The following is a 17,972-nucleotide window of genomic DNA, read 5'->3' on the forward strand; positions in this document are numbered from 1 at the left end:
AGGACAGATGAAAAAGGGATTATTCATATTAACAGCAACAGCTATCTTAATGACTGCTTGTGGAAAAAAAGAGGAAGCAGTGGTAGAGAAACCGAAAAAACCAGTAGTGGTATCACAGGTAAAAAAGGAGCAAGTTTCAGATATATATACAACTGATGGAACGATTGTACCACAAGAAAAAGTAAATCATACGTTGGATACACAAGGTACTGTGGCTACGGTTTTAAAGAAAAATGGAGATCTTGTAAAAAAGGGTGAAGTAGTAGTAAAGTTTACAGATGCAAAGGCTGAATCTAACTATGAAGCAGCAAGAGCTAATTTACAGTCTACAAAAAATAATTTTGAAAAATTTAATAAACTTTATGAGAAACAAATGGTTTCTCAGCTGGAGTTTTTAAACTATAGAGATGCGTATACAAACGCTTTAGCAGACTACACAACTAAAAAATCTAACTATGATAAGTTGACTAGAAAATCAGAATTAACAGGATTAGTAGGAAACTTAAATTTAAAATCTGGAAATGTAGTAGAAGCAAATTCAACTGTATTTACAGTAGTTGATGAAAATGTGATGGAGATAACAGTTGATTTTCCGGGATATTGGCTAAACACATTGAGCGAAGGATCACCAGTAATTATAATGGTTTCTGATTTAGGTGGAAAAGAGTTTGAAGGGAAAATAAAATCAATAAATCCAATTGCAGATGCTGAAACTAAAAAATTCCCAGTAAAAATATCTATTGACAATAAAACAAAAGAGTTAAAAGATGGAATGTATACAAAAGTTATAATTCCGACTGAAAAAAGAGAGGGGCTTCTTGTACCTCAACAGGCAGTTTTCATAAGAGACTTATTAAGCTATGTTTATAAAATAGAAGATGGAAAGGCAAAAAGAGTTGAAGTTACAACAGGAGCTACGGTAAAACCAAATATTGAGGTTGTATCGGAGGAGCTAAAACCAGGAGATTTAGTAGTATCGGATGGTATATTTGGACTATCTGATGGAGATGAAATTACAATAAATAATGAAACAAAATAGAAATTAAAGAGGTGAAAGATATATGTCATTAGCAGGTATTGCTATACGTAGACCCGTTGCAACGGTAATGGTGATGGTCTCGATGGTATTCTTGGGAATTGTTTCCATGCTATCAATGAAATCGGAATTACTTCCTAATATGAATATTCCAATGGTTGTAATAACTACAACTTGGAATGGTGCTGTTCCAGAAGACGTAAATAGTCAGATTACTAAAAAAATAGAAGACTCGCTATCGGGTGTTGATGGAATTAAAAAAATTACCTCTACATCATCATTTGAAAAATCGGTAGTAAGTATAGAGTTTGACTATGGAGTAAATATAGACCTAAAAAGAGGAGATGTTCAAAGAGAAATTGATGCTATATCGGGAGAGTTACCGGATGATGCATCTAAACCTGTAACTCAAAAGAGACTAGCAGGTTCAGGAAATACAGCGATGATGTTGAACGTATCAGGACCGAACTTTTTAGAGTTAACAACGTTTGTTAATGAGTTTATGACTCCAAGATTTGAAAGAATTGGAGGAGTTGGAAGTGTTGAAACATTAGGGTCGCCAGATAAACAGATTCAAATACAGTTTGATACAGATAAATTGGCATCATATAATTTGACACCAAATGAGTTATATGATTTAATAAAAACTTCGTCGATAAATGTTCCTTTAGGAGTTATTAAAACTGGAGGAAAAGATGTTGTTGCAAGATTTATGGGTGAATTTAATTATCTAGATGAATTTGAAAATATGATTTTGAGAAGTAATGGTAAAACAATCAGATTAAAAGATATAGCTGATGTAGTTCTTACTACTGAAGATCAAAGTGAAATAACAAAACTTAATGGAAAGCCATCAGTGATGTTGGTTATTGAAAAATCTACGGATGGAAATATTTTGTCAATTACAGACAATGCAAAAATAGCATTAGAAGAGATGAAACCTTATTTTCCTAAAGGTGTAGAAGTGACAACAGTGATGGATTACTCTGAAAATATTAATTCGTCAATTTCAGGAGTAAAAGGAAACGCTATTACAGGACTTGTTTTGGCTACAATAGTACTTTTGGTTTTCTTAAAAAATATTAGAGCAACAATACTAATATCTTTAGCATTACCAATAGCTATTATATTTACATTTGCATTTCTCTCTCTTTTAGGGGTAACAATAAACGTAATATCGTTGATGGGACTATCTATAGGGGTAGGAATGTTAACGGATAACTCAGTTGTTGTTATAGATAATATATATAGACATATAACAGAGCTTAAAAAGCCGGTAATGGAGGCTGCAGAGGATGGAGCATCCGAAGTTGCTGTAGCGATACTAGCTTCAGCTTTGACAACAATGGTTGTTTTTATTCCAGTACTGTTTATTCCGGGTATTGCAAGAGAGATATTTAGAGATATGTCATTGTCAATAATTTTCTCTAACGTTGCAGCTTTAATTGTATCGTTGACTTTAATGCCAATGGTTGCAAGTAGATTCTTAAAAGCCAATGCGGATATCACAAAAGAGGGAAAAATATTTGGAAAAGTAAAGAGTGTATATGAAAAAATAATAGAGTGGGCGATTAAAAATAGAAAGAAAACAGTAGCACTTGCATTTTTGACATTCATGGTTATGATGATAGTAGGACCAATGCTAACAAGAACGGAGTTTATACCTAAGCAGGATTATGGAAGATATTCTGTTGTTTTAGAGTTAGAGAAAGGGCTTTCTGTTGAAAGAGCAGAGGAGATTACAAAGCAAGCAGTCGAAGTTGTAAAGAATGACCCAATGACAAAAACGTATATAACACTTGTTAAAACAGGAACAGGAATTGTAAACGTCGATATAGGACCAAAAACAGATAGAGATGTATCTATATTCCAAGTAATGGATAATTTAAGACCTGAATTGGAAAAGATACCGGGAATTAAATTTAACTTAAAAGATGATTACCAGTCTGCTGGTGGTAATAGAGATGTTGAGTTTAGAATATCTTCTGACTCATTGGATGTTGCAGAAAAGATAGCAAAGGAAGTACAGGAAAAAATTAGTAAAAATCCGGGAATTATAGATATAACATCAAGCATAGAGCCGGGAAATGTAGAAGCAAGAGTTGTATTAAATAGAGATAAATTGAGAGCTTATGGAATCAGTCCATTTGATGTTGGTAGAACTATTAATTACTCTTTCCTAGGAGGAAATAGAGCCACAGGACAAACACTATCTGTGAAAACGGGAACAGAGGAAATAGATGTTTTAATAAGACTGCCAAAGGATGCAAGAACAGAAGTTTCAACTTTAGAAAATTTGAATGTTAGAGGAGCAGATGGTAAATTTGTAAAAGTATCGGACGTGGCAGATGTTGTTATGGCAGAAGGAGCATCAGAGGTAACTAAAACAGATAAAATATTCTACGCTTCAGTTTCAGCAAATGATGGAGGAATAGGATTAAGTAAAGTTCAAAATGCAATCGTGGATGCGTTTGAGTCAACTAACCCACCAAAAGGTGTTGCTTATTCGTGGGGAGGAATGTCACAACTATTTAACGAAGCAATTGTTCAGATGGGAATGGCTCTTGGAATTTCAATATTCTTAATTTATGCTATTCTAGCGTCACAATTTGAGAATTTCCTACTTCCGGGAATTATTCTGGCGTCAGTACCATTAGCAATGATTGGAGTTTATGGTGGACTATTGATTACAAACTCTCCATTTGATATGATGGTAATGATTGGAATAATAATGCTGGCGGGAACAGTTGTTAATAACGCTATTGTTCTTATTGACTTTATTAAAATTTTAAGAGAAAGAGGATATGAATTAAGCGATGCTGTTAGAGAGTCGTGTAAAACAAGACTTAGACCAATTTTGATGACTACAATGACTACTGTATGTGGAATGATTCCACTTGCTTTAGGATTTGGAGAGGGTGCAGAATTGTACTCAGGGATGTCGATAGCAGTTATATTTGGACTATCGTTTTCGACATTGCTAACACTAGTTGTAATTCCAGTTTTATACATTATAGTTGAAGACTTTATTGATAGAATGAAGAAAAAATTTAATAAACAAAAAGCATAGTGTAGCGAGGTTCTTTGAGTTTTATCTCAGAGAACCTCTTTTTTTTTAAAAAATAATAGTTGAAAAAAATAGAACACTGTGTTAGTATTGAAATAGGAAAAGTATTGTGAAACAAAATAAATAAAGCTTGTATAATAGTTGAAATAAGGTCAACGAGTCTCTACCTGCCACCGTAAATTGGCAGACTACAAGGATGAATTTTGAATGTATGTTTTTTGATATATTTTGAGTTTAATCTTGTGGGAAATTACAACTGTAATTTCCTTTTTTTATAGACTTTTTGTTGACCCAAAAAATAAAAGGGAGCCAATTAAGTGTTAATAATAACAAGAAGATATAAAAAAGAGAAGGTAAAACCAAAGAATATTAACAAAAGGAATAAGTATGTAAAAACGCAGATTATTAAAAAGGGATAGTTGTAGCCTTTTTAGTAATGTGCGTTTTTTATTTTTGACTTAGGGAGGATAAAGAGTGAAAATAGGTGTAATAATGGGAAGTAAATCTGATTTGCCAACTATGAATGAATGTGTGAATATTTTAAAGGAGTTTGGAGTTGAACATGAGGTAAAGATTGTTTCAGCACATAGAACGCCAAACTTAATGTTTGAATATGCTAAAGAAGCTAAAGAGAGAGGACTTGAGGTTATAGTGGCAGGAGCGGGAGGGGCAGCTCATCTACCTGGAATGGTTGCTAGTTTAACTGACTTACCAGTTATTGGAGTACCTATTGAAAGTAAAACTTTAAAGGGAATTGATTCACTTTTATCAATTGTTCAAATGCCAGGAGGAGTTCCTGTGGCAACAGTGGCAATAGGAGGAGCTAAAAATGCTGGACTATTAGCTGTAAAAATACTAGCTCTAAAAGATAAGGAGCTAGCAGAGAAAGTTGTAAAGTATAGGGAGAATATGGAGAGGATGATTTTAGATGAAAAAATCTAGAAGAGTTGGAATTTTAGGAGGGGGACAACTGGCTAAAATGCTTTGTGATTCAGGAAAAAAACTGAACTGTGAAACAATTATTTTAGACCCTAGCTCAGATTCATGTGGAAGATTTAGTGCCAATAGACATATTGAAACTGAATACCATGATAAAAAAGGTTTGAAAGAGCTGTGTGAAAATAGTGATGTGATAACATATGAATTTGAAAACGTACCTAGTGAAATAATAGATTACTTAAAAGAGCACAGTGGAAATGTTCCACAGGGGAAAAAGCCGCTTTATTTAAGTCAACATAGAGTTAGAGAGAAGGAAGCTGTAAAAAAAATTGGGATTAAAACAGCAAATTTTAAAAGTGTTAAGAACTTAGAGGAGTTAAAAAAAGCTGTTCATGAGATTGGATATCCAGCTATTTTAAAAACTTGTTCAGGTGGATATGATGGAAAAGGTCAATGGAAGATGCTGGAGGAGAGAGATTTAGAAAGTATCCATTTAAATGAAAATGTGGAGTATATTTTAGAAGAGATGATAGGTTTTGATAAAGAGGTTTCATGTTTAGTTGTGAGAGGGATAAATGGAGACATAGTGAGCTTTCCAGTGGGAGAGAATATCCATAAAAACGGGATTTTAAATAAAACAATAGTTCCAGCAAGGTTATCTCAAAGTATTTTAGAGAAAGTGGAAAAAATATCTCAAGAGATTATAAAAAACTTAGATATATATGGACCTTTAGGTATTGAGTTTTTTATTAAAGGGGATGAAATCTATTTTAATGAGATGGCACCAAGACCTCATAACAGTGCTCACTACACAATGGACGCTTGTAACTATTCACAGTTTGACATACACCTAATGGGAATTTTAGGAGAGAAACTACCTGAGATAAAACTTCTAACACAGGTGGTAATGTTAAATATAATGGGTGAAGATGAGAAGAAAGTTAAAAAATTAAAAAAAGAGAAAAATACCAATGTTCATATATATGGAAAATCAGAGTGGAAAAAAGATAGAAAAATGGGACATATAAACTATTGTGGTGAAAATCTAGAAGAGCTAATTTTAAAAGCTGATTCATTTTAGGGAGGAATAATGAATAAAAGAGTATTTGTTAAGAAAAAGAATGGGTTTCAAGTGGAGAGTTTAGGGATAAAGAGTGAGCTTTTAGAAAATTTAAAAGAGAATGGGATAGAGGAGATAGATTTATACAATGTATATGATATCTTTAACTGTACAGATGAGGATTTAAACCTTTTAAAAAATAGAGTTTTATCTGAACCAGTGACAGATGATGTTTATGAGGAAGTTAGTTTAGATGGGAAAAAATATTTAGCAATGGAGTTTTTACCGGGACAATATGACCAAAGAGCTGACTCTGCCGAACAATGCTTAATGCTTTTGAACAACAGAGCGGGAGTTCAAATAAAAAGTGGAAAGCTTTTAGTGTTTCATGGAGAGATAAAAAACTTTGATAGAATAAGAGAATATTTAATAAATCCTATTGAAACTAGGGAGAAAAATTTGAATACTATAACATTGGAAGAGAATGTTGATATAGAACCTGTACCTACATATATTGGATTTATAGATAAAAGTGTGGAGGAGTTAGAAAGTTTTTTAATTGAACATGGGCTTGCCATGACTCTTGAAGATTTAAAGCATATTCAAAATTACTTTAGAGATGAGGAGAAAAGAGATCCAAAAGAGACAGAGATTAAGGTTTTAGATACTTATTGGTCAGATCACTGCAGACATACAACTTTTGAAACATATCTAAAAAACATAAAGATAGAGAGTGGAAATCTAACAAAAAATATTCAAAATGCTTTTGAAAAATATTTAGAACTTAGAAAAAAGTTAGGGAGAGAAGAAAAAACTTTAACTTTAATGGATATGGCAACTATTGGTGGAAGATATCTAAAATCAATTGGAAAATTAGATGACTTAGAGGAGTCAGAAGAGATAAATGCGTGTAGTGTTGAGATAGATGTAGATGTAGACGGAAAAATGGAAAAATGGTTATTGATGTTTAAAAATGAAACTCATAACCACCCAACAGAGATAGAGCCTTTTGGAGGAGCAAGTACTTGTGTGGGAGGAGCTATAAGAGATCCTCTGTCTGGAAGAGCATATGTTTACCAAGCTATGAGAGTTACAGGAGCTGGAGATATAACTGAAAGTGTAGAGGATACGTTGGCAAATAAACTACCACAGGAGAAAATATCTAAAGGTGCAGCTCATGGTTATTCCTCATATGGAAATCAGATAGGTCTTACAACTACCTATGTAAAAGAGATTTATCACAATGGCTATAAAGCTAAGAGGATGGAAGTTGGAGCAGTTGTTGGAGCAGTGAAAAAAGAGTATGTGAGAAGAGAGAGTCCTGTTCCTGGAGATGTGGTGATTTTACTTGGAGGAAAAACTGGAAGAGATGGCGTAGGAGGGGCAACTGGATCATCTAAAGAGCATAATGAAACGTCACTGACAAAGTGTTCATCTGAGGTTCAAAAAGGTAATGCACCTGTAGAGAGAAGAATCCAAAGATTATTTAGAAATCCAGAAGTGACAAAACTTATAAAAAAATCAAATGATTTTGGTGCAGGTGGAGTGAGCGTTGCCATTGGAGAGATTGCAAGGGGCGTAGAGATAAACTTAGATACAGTACCAGTTAAATATTTAGGACTTAATGGAACTGAGTTAGCTATATCAGAATCTCAAGAGAGAATGGCTGTTGTAGTTGAGGCAAAAGACACAAAAATATTTCAACAGTTAGTTAAGGAAGAGAACTTAGAGTCAGCATTAGTCGCTGTAGTTACAGAGAGTGAAAGACTGGTAATAAAATATAAGGGTGAAACACTTGTAGATATTTCAAGGGAGTTCTTAGATACAAATGGAGTTAGGCAGACACAGGATGTAACAGTCATCTCTTCAGAGAAGAAAAATCCATTTGTTGAGGAGGAGACTACTGATAAAGTAACAGATATTAAAGGGAAAGTGGAAGATGTTCTACACAGTATGAATGTAGCCTCTCAAAGGGGAATGGTGGAGATGTTTGACGCTTCTATTGGAAGAAGTACAGTGCTTATGCCATATGGAGGTAAATACCAACTGACTGAGTCAGAAGGAAGTGTACAAAAGCTTCCAACAGATGGATTTACAAATAGTTGTTCTATTATGACTTTTGGTTACAATCCATTAATATCAGAATACTCTCCATACTTAGGAGCTCAGTATGCAGTGATAGAATCTTTAGCAAAAATTGTTGCATTAGGTGGAAGTTATAAAAATGCAAGACTATCTTTCCAAGAGTATTTTGAAAAGTTAGGAAAAGATTCTACAAAATGGGGGAAACCATTTGCTGCACTATTAGGTGGTATTGAAGCTCAACTGGAGTTTGAAACTCCTGCCATAGGTGGAAAGGACAGTATGAGTGGAACTTTTAAAGATTTAGATGTACCACCAACTTTAATATCTTTTGCAGTTACAACAGAAGATGTAAAAAATATAATATCATCTGAATTTAAAAGGGCAAAAAATAAAATCTATTTAGTAAAAAGTGAAAGACTTCTTGGAGATATGCCTAACTATAAAAAAATAAAAGAGAACTTTGAACTAATAGAAAACTCAATAAAAGCAAATGAGATAGTATCTGCAACAACAATAAAATTTGGTGGAATAGTAGAGGCTATTATAAAGATGTCTTTTGGAAATAAAATTGGAGCTAAAATTGAAACAGCAGAAAATCTGTTTAATTTAATGCCCGGAGATATAGTTGTAGAGTCAACTAAAGAGCTAAGTTATGGAGTTCTTTTAGGAGTAACAACTGATGAAAGAACTGTGGAGTTAAATGGCGAGAGCTTTGAAATAGACTCTTTAATAGATAGCTGGGAAAAGAGATATAGTAAAATATATCCGTACACAGCAGAAACAACTGGAGAAGTAATTGAAAAAGAATATATTACTAAAAAAGAGTTTAAGGCTAAAAAGCTTTATGATAAACCAAAAGTATTGGTAACAGTATTTCCTGGAACAAACTGTGAGTATGATACTAAAAAAGCCTTTGAAAGAGCTGGTGCAGAAGTTGAAATATATGTATTTAACAACTTAGGTGTTGAGGAGATAAAGGAGAGTATAGAAACTCTATCTGAAAAAATAAAAACTGCTCAAATATTTATGATTCCTGGAGGGTTTAGTGCAGGAGATGAGCCAGATGGTTCTGGAAAATTTATAGCTAACATTCTTCAAAATCAAAAGATAAAAGAGAGTATGAAAGCATTTTTAGAAAATGATGGGTTGGTATTAGGAATATGTAATGGATTCCAAGCTCTCATAAAATCAGGGTTACTACCTTATGGGAATGTGGATAGCGTAACTGAAGACTCTCCAACGCTATTTAGAAATGATATAAATAGACACGTTTCAAGAGTGGTTAGTACAAAGATTGTTTCTAATAATTCGCCGTGGTTGAGTTCATTTACTGTGGGAGAGACTCATAATATACCTATGTCTCATGGAGAGGGGAAATTTGTTGTAAGCGAAGAGTTTGCAAAAGAGCTATTTGAAAATGGACAGGTAATAGCACAGTATTGTGATGATAACAATCAAGTTACAATGGATAAAAATTATAACTTAAATGGATCGAACTATGCAATTGAAGGAATAGTTTCTAAATGCGGGAAAATACTTGGAAAAATGGGACACTCTGAGAGATACGAAGAGGGATTATTAAAAAATATAGATGGCAACAAAATGCAGGATATCTTTAGTAATGGTGTTAATTATTTTAAAAAATAAATATTAAAGTGGGAGAGTGACCTGATGGTATTGGTAGAAGAGAATAAATTATATGAAGGAAAAGCAAAAAAAGTTTACAAAACAGAAAATCCTAATGAAGTTATCATTTATTATAAAGATGATGCAACGGCTTTTAATAATTTAAAAAAAGGAGAGATACACAACAAAGGGATATTAAATAGCCAAATTACAACGATAATATATGACTATTTAAAGAGAAACGGTGTGGCAACTCATTTGATAAAAAATTTGTCAGAGAGAGCTCAACTTTGTAAAAAAGTGGATATCATTCCTTTAGAGGTGATAGTGAGAAACACTTTAGCTGGATCAACTGCAAAGCTTTTCAAAATGGAAGAGGGGAAGATTTTAGATACACCAATATTTGAAATCTGTTATAAAAAAGATGAACTAGGGGATCCGTTAATAAATGATTATCATGCAGTTGCATTAGGACTAGCTACAAAAGCGGAATTAGAGGATATATATTCTCAAACTAAAAAGATAAATGAACTATTAAAAGAGCTTTTTGATAGAGTTGGAATTGAGTTAGTGGATTTTAAGATAGAGTTTGGAAAAGACAGCGAGGGAAATGTTATTTTAGCAGATGAGATATCTCCAGATTGCTGTAGATTATGGGATAAAGAAACTAGAAAAAAATTGGATAAAGATAGATTTAGAAGAGATTTAGGAGATATTGAAGAGGCTTACCAAGAGGTTTTAGCAAGACTAAATAAAATAGTGGGGTAAAAATGATAAAAGAGATAGAGTATTTTTTAAGTGGAAAAATAAATGAAGAGTGCGGAGTGTTTGGAGTATTCAATGTGGAGGACGCAGCACAACTTACATACTATGGGTTACACTCACTACAGCATAGAGGTCAGGAGGGAGCTGGAATAGCTTCCTCTCATGAGGGAAATATCATTAGAGAGAAGGGAGAGGGATTAGTAACAGAGGTTTTTAACACTGAAAGAATAGCTAAACTTCCCGGAAATATGTCTATTGGTCACGTAAGATACTCTATAACAGGTGGAGGAGGAATTGAAAATGTCCAACCAATATTAGTTCGTTCTCACACTGGAGATTTCGTAATTGCTCACAATGGAAATATAGTAAATGCAAAAGAGCTAAAAATGCAGTTAGAAGCTATGGGAAGTATTTTTCACACAACATCAGACAGTGAGATAATAGGACATCTGATTCAAAGAGAAGTTGGTGATTTTCATGAAAAGATACTAAAAGCATTACCTAAGTTAGAAGGAGCTTTTTCATTCCTTATAATGAATGGAGAAAATCTTTTTGTGATTAGAGATAAGAATGGATTTAGACCTCTATCTATGGGAAAGTTAGAGGATGGATATGTGTTTAGTTCTGAAAGTTCAGCTTTTGAAATTGTTGGAGCAGATTATATAAGGAGTTTAAAACCAGCAGAAGTTTTAAAAGTATCTAAAAATGGAATAGAATCACTTCAATATACAGATTGTACTCAAGATAAGATGTGTTCTATGGAATACATATATTTTTCAAGACCAGATAGCAGTATCAATGGTTTAAATGTTCACACAAGTAGAAGAAGTTGCGGAGCGATACTTGCAAAAGAAAGCCCAATAGAAGCTGATATTGTAATAGGAGTGCCCGATTCATCTCTATCCTCTGCAATGGGATATTCAGATTTTTCAGGTATACCATATGAGATGGGACTTGTAAAAAATAGATATGTTGGTAGAACATTTATAAAACCAAATCAGCATCAAAGAGAGCGTGGAGTGAAGATGAAGCTTTCAGCTATGGAGGCAGTTGTTAAAGGAAAAAGAGTTGTTCTTGTAGATGATTCAATAGTGAGAGGGACAACATCTAAACATATAATTAAATTGCTAAAAGATGCTGGAGCTAAAGAGGTACATATGAGAATCGCCTCATCTCCAATAATAAGTCCATGCTTCTATGGAGTAGATACCTCTACATATAATGAGTTAATAAGCACAAGACTATCACCAAAGGAATTAGGAGAGTATATTGGTGCAGATTCATTGGCATTTTTATCAAATGATGGAATGATAGAAGGTTTGGGAAAAAATATATGTTTAGCATGTTTTACTGGAAAATATCCGACAAGTATGTTTAGTCTATTAGAAAATTTAAAGAGATAGGGAGTCGATAAAAGTGAGTAATAAATATATGGAAGCTGGAGTTAGCTTAGAAGCTGGATATGAATCAGTTAGAAGAATAAAGAGCCATGTTGATAGAACTAAAGTGAGAGGGGCTATAAATAGTTTAGGAGCATTTGGTGGGATGTTTGATTTATCAGAGTTAGGGATGAAAGAGCCAGTTTTAGTTAGTGGAACAGATGGAGTTGGAACAAAACTGATGTTGGCATTTGAAATGGATAAGCATGATACAATAGGGCAAGATGTTGTGGCTATGTGTGTAAATGACGTTCTAGTTCAAGGGGCAATGCCACTATATTTTCTAGACTATATAGCTGTTGGAAAAAATTATCCAGAGCAGATTGAAGATATTGTAAAAGGTGTTGCAGATGGGTGTGTGCTAGCTGAGTGTGCACTGATTGGTGGAGAGACAGCGGAGATGCCGGGAATGTACAGTGAGAGACACTATGATATAGCTGGGTTTACTGTGGGAGCTGTGGAAAAAAAGAATTTAATAACTGGAAAAGATATAGAAGTGGGAGATATCCTTGTTGGAATATCCTCTAGTGGAGTTCATTCAAATGGCTTTTCTCTAGTTAGAAAAATATTAAAAGATGCCAACTTAGATTTGAAAAAGACTTATGAGGGATTTGAAAAATCACTGGGAGAGGTACTTCTAACTCCAACAAAAATATATATTAAAACAGTGAAAGAGGTTTTAAAAACTGTGGATGTAAAAGGGATGTGCCATGTTACTGGTGGAGGATTCTATGAGAATATACCTAGAATTATACCAGAGGGAATGGGTGTAGAGATCGATTCTAAAAATGTAAAAGAGCTTGAGATATTTAAGTTTTTAGAGGAAAAGGGGGAGATACCTAAAAAAGAGATGTTTAACGTATTTAATATGGGAGTTGGATTTATATTTGTTGTATCTAAAGAGAATATAGATGGACTGGTTAAAAAGTTAGACGAGCTAGGGGAAACTCCAATGGTTTTAGGAAAGGTTAATGGAAAAGTGGGAGTAGACATAAAATGGTAAAAATTGCTGTTTTTGCTTCTGGAAATGGAGGAAACTTTCAAAGAATAGTTGAAGCTCAAAAATCAGGAGAGGGAAAAGGGTATGATGTTAAAGTTCTAATTGTTGATAAAGAGAGTGCATTTGCCATTGAAAGGGCAAGTGCCTTAGGAGTACCATGTTATTTTGTCAATCCTAAAGAGTACAGTACGAAAATGGAGTTTGAAGAGAAAATAATAGATATACTGAAAAAAGAGGGCATTGAGTATATAGTACTGGCTGGATATATGAGAATAATATCTCCAATACTGCTAGAGGAGTATTTTAATAGAATAATAAATATTCATCCAGCTTATCTCCCAGAGTTTCCAGGTAAAGATGGGATAGGAGACGCCTATAGAGCTGGAGCAAAAAAAACAGGGGTGACAATTCACTATGTGGATAGTGGAGTGGACACAGGAGAGATAATATATCAAGAGAGAGTAAAGATAGAGCCTAGTTGGGAACTGGATGATTTAAAAAATAGAATACATGAAGTGGAACATAGGATATACCCTATGGTTTTAACAAAGTTATTTAAAAAGGGAGACAATATAGATGAAACGTGTATTGATAAGTGTATCTGATAAAACAGGAGTGGTGGAGCTTACTAGAGAGTTAATAGAATTAGGTTATGAAATAATTTCCACTGGTGGGACAAAAAAAACATTGAATGAAGCTGGAATAAAAACATTGAGTATATCAGATATAACAAATTTTCCAGAGATTATGGATGGAAGAGTAAAAACTCTACACCCAAGTGTTCATGGAGCACTACTGTGTGTTAGAGATAATGAAAATCATTTAAAAGCTTTAAAGGATAACAAAATAGATTTAATAGATATGGTAGTTGTAAATCTGTATCCATTTAAAGAGACACTGGCTAAGGAAGATGTAACTCATGAGGAGTTAATTGAAAATATAGATATAGGTGGTCCAACTATGTTAAGGTCAGCTGCTAAAAACTATAAGTCAGTTACAGTGGTAGTTGATCCAAAGGATTATGAGAGAGTAGTTTGTGAGCTAAAAGAATCTGGCGATACTCAACTTGAAACTAGAGAGAGATTGGCAGCTAAAGTATTTAGACACACTTCAGCTTACGACACATTAATTGCTGAATATTTAACAAATAAAGTGGAAGAAAAATTTCCAGAAACAATAACTGTAACTTATGAAAAGGTACAAGATTTAAGATATGGAGAGAACCCTCACCAAAAAGCTGGGTTTTACAAAAAAAGCTTTGCAGGATACTCCTTAGGAAATGCAAAACAATTACACGGGAAAGAGTTATCGTATAATAATATCCAAGATGCTAATGCAGCGTTAGAAATATTGAAAGAGTTTAAAGAACCAACTGTAGTGGCAGTAAAACATATGAATCCATGTGGTGTAGGAAGCGGAAAAAATATAGATGAAGCTTGGACTAGAGCTTACGAAGCTGATAAGGTGTCCATTTTCGGAGGAATAGTTGTAGCTAATTCGTGTATAACAAAGTTAGTTGCTGAAGAACTTTCTAAACTGTTTTTAGAGATTGTAATAGCTCCAAGATTTGAAAAAGAGGCTTTAGAGATTATTACTCAAAAGAAAAATATAAGAGTATTACAAATTGATATGAATAGTGAAATATTAAATAAGATGAAAGTGACATCTGTAATGGATGGAGCGTTGATTCAAGAGTTTGATGAGATGAAAATATCTAAGAATGAGCTTGTGTGTGTAACTGAAAGAAAACCAACGGATGTGGAGATAGAGGAACTGATATTTAGTTGGAATATTGTGAAACACGTAAAATCCAATGCCATTGTTATAGGAAAGGATAACCAAACTGTAGGAATAGGAGCTGGACAGATGAATAGAGTGGGAGCTGCTAAAATAGCTTTAGAACAAGGTGGAGAAAAATGTATGGGAGCAGTTTTAGCTTCAGACGCATTTTTCCCTATGGATGACACTGTGGAACTAGCTGCTAAATATGGAATTAAAGCTATAATACAACCGGGAGGATCAATAAAGGATTCTCTTTCAATAGAAGCGTGTAATAGATATGGAATAGCTATGGTATTTACAGGAGTTAGACACTTTAAACATTAATCTTGGAGGAGTTTATGAAAGTTCTTATAGTTGGAAAAGGTGGAAGAGAGCACGCAATTGCGTGGAAGGTAAAAGAAAGTGATTTGGTTAAAGAGGTGTTCATTGTCCCTGGAAATGTGGGAATGGAAAATCTTGGAACACTGGTTGATATATCTGAGGAAGAGATTGAAGAGTTAGCAGATTTTGCTGAAGAGAACAACATAGATTTAACAATTATTGGTCCTGAAAGTGTTTTAGCTCTGGGGGTTACAAATGAGTTTGAAAAAAGAGGATTAAAAATTTTTGCTCCTACAAAGGAAGCTGCAAAAATTGAATCTAGTAAAGAGTTTGCTAAAGAACTTATGAAAAAATATGGAGTGCCAACAGGTGCATATGAAACATTTACTAATTTAGATTTAGCAGTGAAGTATGTAAAAGAGAAGGGAGCTCCAATAGTTATAAAAGAGGATGGGTTAAAAGCGGGAAAAGGTGTAACAGTTGCATTTTCAATACCAGAAGCGGTGGAAGCACTGGAGATAGCTTTTAGTATCCCTAACAATAAAGTTGTAATAGAGGAGTATCTAGATGGATTTGAGTTTTCTATTATAGCGCTAACAAATGGTGAAACAGTGATTCCTCTGGAGATAGCTCAAGACCATAAAAGAGCTTATGAGAATGATAAAGGACCAAATACTGGCGGAATGGGAGTTTATTCTCCAGTGGATAAGATTGATTCAAATATAGTAGATGAGACTTTAGAGAAGATATTAAAACCAATGGCTAAAGGGATGAAAAAAGATGGAATTCCATTTAAAGGTTTCCTTTTTGGTGGGATAATGCTGACAAAAGATGGTGTAAAAACTATAGAGTTCAACGCTAGATTTGGAGACCCTGAAGCAGAGGGGATTCTTCCAAGACTAAAATCAGATTTTGTAAAGGCAATACTGGATTTAATGGAAGGTAAAGACGTGGAGCTAGAGTGGGATAATAGATATACTGTAGCAGTGGTAATGGCTTCAGAAAACTACCCAAAATCATTGACGATTGGAAGTGAAATAGAGATACCTAAAGATTTAAAATCAATGGTATTTCATATGGGAACTAAAAGGAATTATGAGAAAATTGAAACAAATGGGGGAAGAGTATTATCTGTAGTGGCTTATGGAGATACTTTAGAAAAAGCGAAAGAAAATGCTTATACAGATGTAAATAAAATAAAATGTAAAAAATTATTTTTTAGAAATGACATAGGTTCAAAAATGTGCTATAATAACGAAAATAAATAAAAAAGACCTGCACGACATGAAAAGTGCAGGTCTTTATTCAAAAAATTGGAAAATTAAAATTGGAGGCAGTAGAAAGATGATGAATGGAAAAATAATAAAGGAAGCGATAACTTTTGATGATGTGCTATTAGTTCCAGCGAAGTCAGAGGTATTACCCCATGAAGTGAGTCTAAAAACAAGACTTACGAAGGATATAGAATTGAATATTCCAGTTTTAAGTGCGGCAATGGATACAGTAACAGAGGGAGACTTAGCTATAGCTTTAGCAAGGCAAGGTGGAATTGGATTTATTCATAAAAATATGAGCATAGAAGATCAAGCGGCTGAAGTGGATAGAGTAAAAAGAAATGAAAGCGGAATGATAAAAAATCCAGTGACTTTAACTAAAGACTCAACAGTATGGCACGCTGAGGAGATAATGAGAAGATATAAAATATCAGGATTACCAGTTATTGAAGAGGATGGATCACTAATTGGTATCATAACAAATAGAGATTTAAAATATAGAAAAGATATGGATCAATTAGTAAGTGATATTATGACTAAAGAAAATCTAGTAACAGCGCCAGTTGGAACGACACTAGATGAAGCAAAAGATATTTTATTGGAAAATAGAATCGAAAAATTACCAATAGTTGATGAAAATGGGAAATTAAAAGGACTAATAACTATAAAGGATATAGATAATTTAGTTGAATATCCATTTGCGTGTAAAGATTCTCAAGGAAGACTTAGAGTTGGAGGAGCAGTTGGTGTTGGAGCTGATACTTTAGAGAGAGTAAAAGCTCTAGTTGAAGCTGGAGTTGATATAATAACTGTAGATTCAGCACATGGACACTCAAAAGGTGTTATGGAAAAAATAAAAGAGATTAGAGAAAATTTTCCTAATTTGAATATAATTGGTGGAAATATAGTGACTGCAGAGGCAGCTTTAGACTTAATAGAAGCTGGAGTAAATGCAGTTAAAGTTGGAGTGGGACCTGGTTCTATTTGTACAACAAGAGTTGTAGCAGGAGTGGGAGTTCCTCAGTTGTCAGCAGTGAATGATGTGTATGAAGTTTGTAAGACAAGAGGTATTGGTGTTATAGCAGATGGAGGAATAAAATTATCTGGAGATATGGTGAAAGCTTTAGCTGCAGGAGCAGATTGTGTTATGTTAGGAGGATTGTTAGCTGGAACTACTGAAGCACCGGGTGAAGAGATGATATATGAAGGAAGAAAATACAAAGTATATGTGGGAATGGGTTCAATGGCTGCAATGAAAAGAGGGTCAAAAGATAGATATTTCCAAAATGATGCACAGAAGCTAGTTCCAGAAGGAATTGAAGGAAGAGTATCCTATAAGGGAAGTTTAAAGGATGTTGTCTTCCAATTGTGTGGAGGAGTGAGAGCTGGAATGGGATATTGTGGAACGCCAACAATTGAAGATTTAAAAGTTCATGGAAAATTTGTAAAAATTACAGGAGCAGGATTAAAAGAGAGTCATCCTCATGATATTATTATAACAAAGGAAGCTCCAAACTATTCTAAATAAATATAATAAAGTTGACTTTAAGGTTTTGATTGATTATAATTGAAGGGAAA

Annotated in this window: 12 protein-coding genes and 1 riboswitch; all 12 genes read left to right on the plus strand. The window is 33.9% G+C overall.

Annotated elements, in window-relative coordinates; all coding sequences use genetic code 11:
• Positions 1 to 7 precede the first annotated feature (7 nt).
• Positions 8 to 1,039, plus strand: coding sequence for an efflux RND transporter periplasmic adaptor subunit (locus tag ACWI69_RS03965; protein ID WP_448820553.1), 1,032 nt, complete (start codon positions 8 to 10; stop codon positions 1,037 to 1,039).
• Positions 1,040 to 1,061: 22 nt separating this feature from the next.
• Complete coding sequence (locus tag ACWI69_RS03970) at positions 1,062 to 4,106, plus strand: efflux RND transporter permease subunit (RefSeq protein WP_448820554.1); 3,045 nt, start codon at positions 1,062 to 1,064, stop codon at positions 4,104 to 4,106.
• Between the two features lie 107 nt (positions 4,107 to 4,213).
• Positions 4,214 to 4,314: riboswitch (purine riboswitch) on the plus strand.
• Positions 4,315 to 4,577: 263 nt separating this feature from the next.
• The gene (gene purE, locus ACWI69_RS03975; protein WP_448820555.1) at positions 4,578 to 5,045 is read left to right on the plus strand and encodes a 5-(carboxyamino)imidazole ribonucleotide mutase; all 468 of its coding nucleotides are present in this window, start codon (positions 4,578 to 4,580) and stop codon (positions 5,043 to 5,045) included.
• Complete coding sequence (gene purK, locus ACWI69_RS03980) at positions 5,032 to 6,123, plus strand: 5-(carboxyamino)imidazole ribonucleotide synthase (protein WP_448820556.1); 1,092 nt, start codon at positions 5,032 to 5,034, stop codon at positions 6,121 to 6,123. The genes purE and purK overlap by 14 nt, the downstream gene beginning before the upstream one ends.
• Positions 6,124 to 6,132: 9 nt before the next feature.
• Positions 6,133 to 9,834 carry a phosphoribosylformylglycinamidine synthase gene (locus ACWI69_RS03985; protein ID WP_448820557.1) on the plus strand — a complete coding sequence of 1,234 codons (3,702 nt, stop codon included), beginning with the start codon at positions 6,133 to 6,135 and terminating at the stop codon, positions 9,832 to 9,834.
• A gap of 24 nt (positions 9,835 to 9,858) precedes the next feature.
• Positions 9,859 to 10,581 carry a phosphoribosylaminoimidazolesuccinocarboxamide synthase gene (gene purC / locus ACWI69_RS03990; protein WP_448820558.1) on the plus strand — a complete coding sequence of 241 codons (723 nt, stop codon included), beginning with the start codon at positions 9,859 to 9,861 and terminating at the stop codon, positions 10,579 to 10,581.
• A 2-nt stretch (positions 10,582 to 10,583) separates the two neighbouring features.
• Positions 10,584 to 11,981, plus strand: a complete 1,398-nt coding sequence (gene purF, locus ACWI69_RS03995; RefSeq protein WP_448820559.1) for an amidophosphoribosyltransferase — start codon at positions 10,584 to 10,586, stop codon at positions 11,979 to 11,981.
• A 13-nt stretch (positions 11,982 to 11,994) separates the two neighbouring features.
• On the plus strand, positions 11,995 to 13,020 hold the full coding sequence (gene purM, locus ACWI69_RS04000; RefSeq protein WP_448820560.1) for a phosphoribosylformylglycinamidine cyclo-ligase: 1,026 nt from the start codon (positions 11,995 to 11,997) through the stop codon (positions 13,018 to 13,020).
• Positions 13,014 to 13,622 (plus strand): phosphoribosylglycinamide formyltransferase, encoded by a 609-nt coding sequence (purN, locus tag ACWI69_RS04005; protein WP_448820561.1) that lies wholly within the window; start codon positions 13,014 to 13,016, stop codon positions 13,620 to 13,622. Before purM ends, purN begins: the two co-directional genes overlap by 7 nt.
• Positions 13,594 to 15,123, plus strand: a complete 1,530-nt coding sequence (gene purH, locus ACWI69_RS04010) for a bifunctional phosphoribosylaminoimidazolecarboxamide formyltransferase/IMP cyclohydrolase (protein ID WP_448820562.1) — start codon at positions 13,594 to 13,596, stop codon at positions 15,121 to 15,123. Before purN ends, purH begins: the two co-directional genes overlap by 29 nt.
• Before the next feature lie 14 nt (positions 15,124 to 15,137).
• On the plus strand, positions 15,138 to 16,388 hold the full coding sequence (purD, locus tag ACWI69_RS04015) for a phosphoribosylamine--glycine ligase (protein WP_448820563.1): 1,251 nt from the start codon (positions 15,138 to 15,140) through the stop codon (positions 16,386 to 16,388).
• Between the two features lie 76 nt (positions 16,389 to 16,464).
• Complete coding sequence (gene guaB, locus ACWI69_RS04020) at positions 16,465 to 17,922, plus strand: IMP dehydrogenase (protein WP_448820571.1); 1,458 nt, start codon at positions 16,465 to 16,467, stop codon at positions 17,920 to 17,922.
• Positions 17,923 to 17,972: the final 50 nt, after the last annotated feature.

The sequence above is a fragment of the Cetobacterium sp. genome (assembly GCF_977044495.1).

What these genes read in the sequence shown, in the direction of transcription:
- ACWI69_RS03965 (WP_448820553.1), top strand. Translation starts at nt 8, where the DNA reads ATGAAAAAGGGATTATTCATATTAACAGCAACAGCTATCTTAATGACT.
- purD (WP_448820563.1), top strand. Translation starts at nt 15,138, where the DNA reads ATGAAAGTTCTTATAGTTGGAAAAGGTGGAAGAGAGCACGCAATTGCG.
- ACWI69_RS03985 (WP_448820557.1), top strand. Translation starts at nt 6,133, where the DNA reads ATGAATAAAAGAGTATTTGTTAAGAAAAAGAATGGGTTTCAAGTGGAG.
- guaB (WP_448820571.1), top strand. Translation starts at nt 16,465, where the DNA reads ATGATGAATGGAAAAATAATAAAGGAAGCGATAACTTTTGATGATGTG.
- ACWI69_RS03970 (WP_448820554.1), top strand. Translation starts at nt 1,062, where the DNA reads ATGTCATTAGCAGGTATTGCTATACGTAGACCCGTTGCAACGGTAATG.
- purF (WP_448820559.1), top strand. Translation starts at nt 10,584, where the DNA reads ATGATAAAAGAGATAGAGTATTTTTTAAGTGGAAAAATAAATGAAGAG.
- purN (WP_448820561.1), top strand. Translation starts at nt 13,014, where the DNA reads ATGGTAAAAATTGCTGTTTTTGCTTCTGGAAATGGAGGAAACTTTCAA.
- purK (WP_448820556.1), top strand. Translation starts at nt 5,032, where the DNA reads ATGAAAAAATCTAGAAGAGTTGGAATTTTAGGAGGGGGACAACTGGCT.
- purH (WP_448820562.1), top strand. Translation starts at nt 13,594, where the DNA reads ATGAAACGTGTATTGATAAGTGTATCTGATAAAACAGGAGTGGTGGAG.
- purC (WP_448820558.1), top strand. Translation starts at nt 9,859, where the DNA reads ATGGTATTGGTAGAAGAGAATAAATTATATGAAGGAAAAGCAAAAAAA.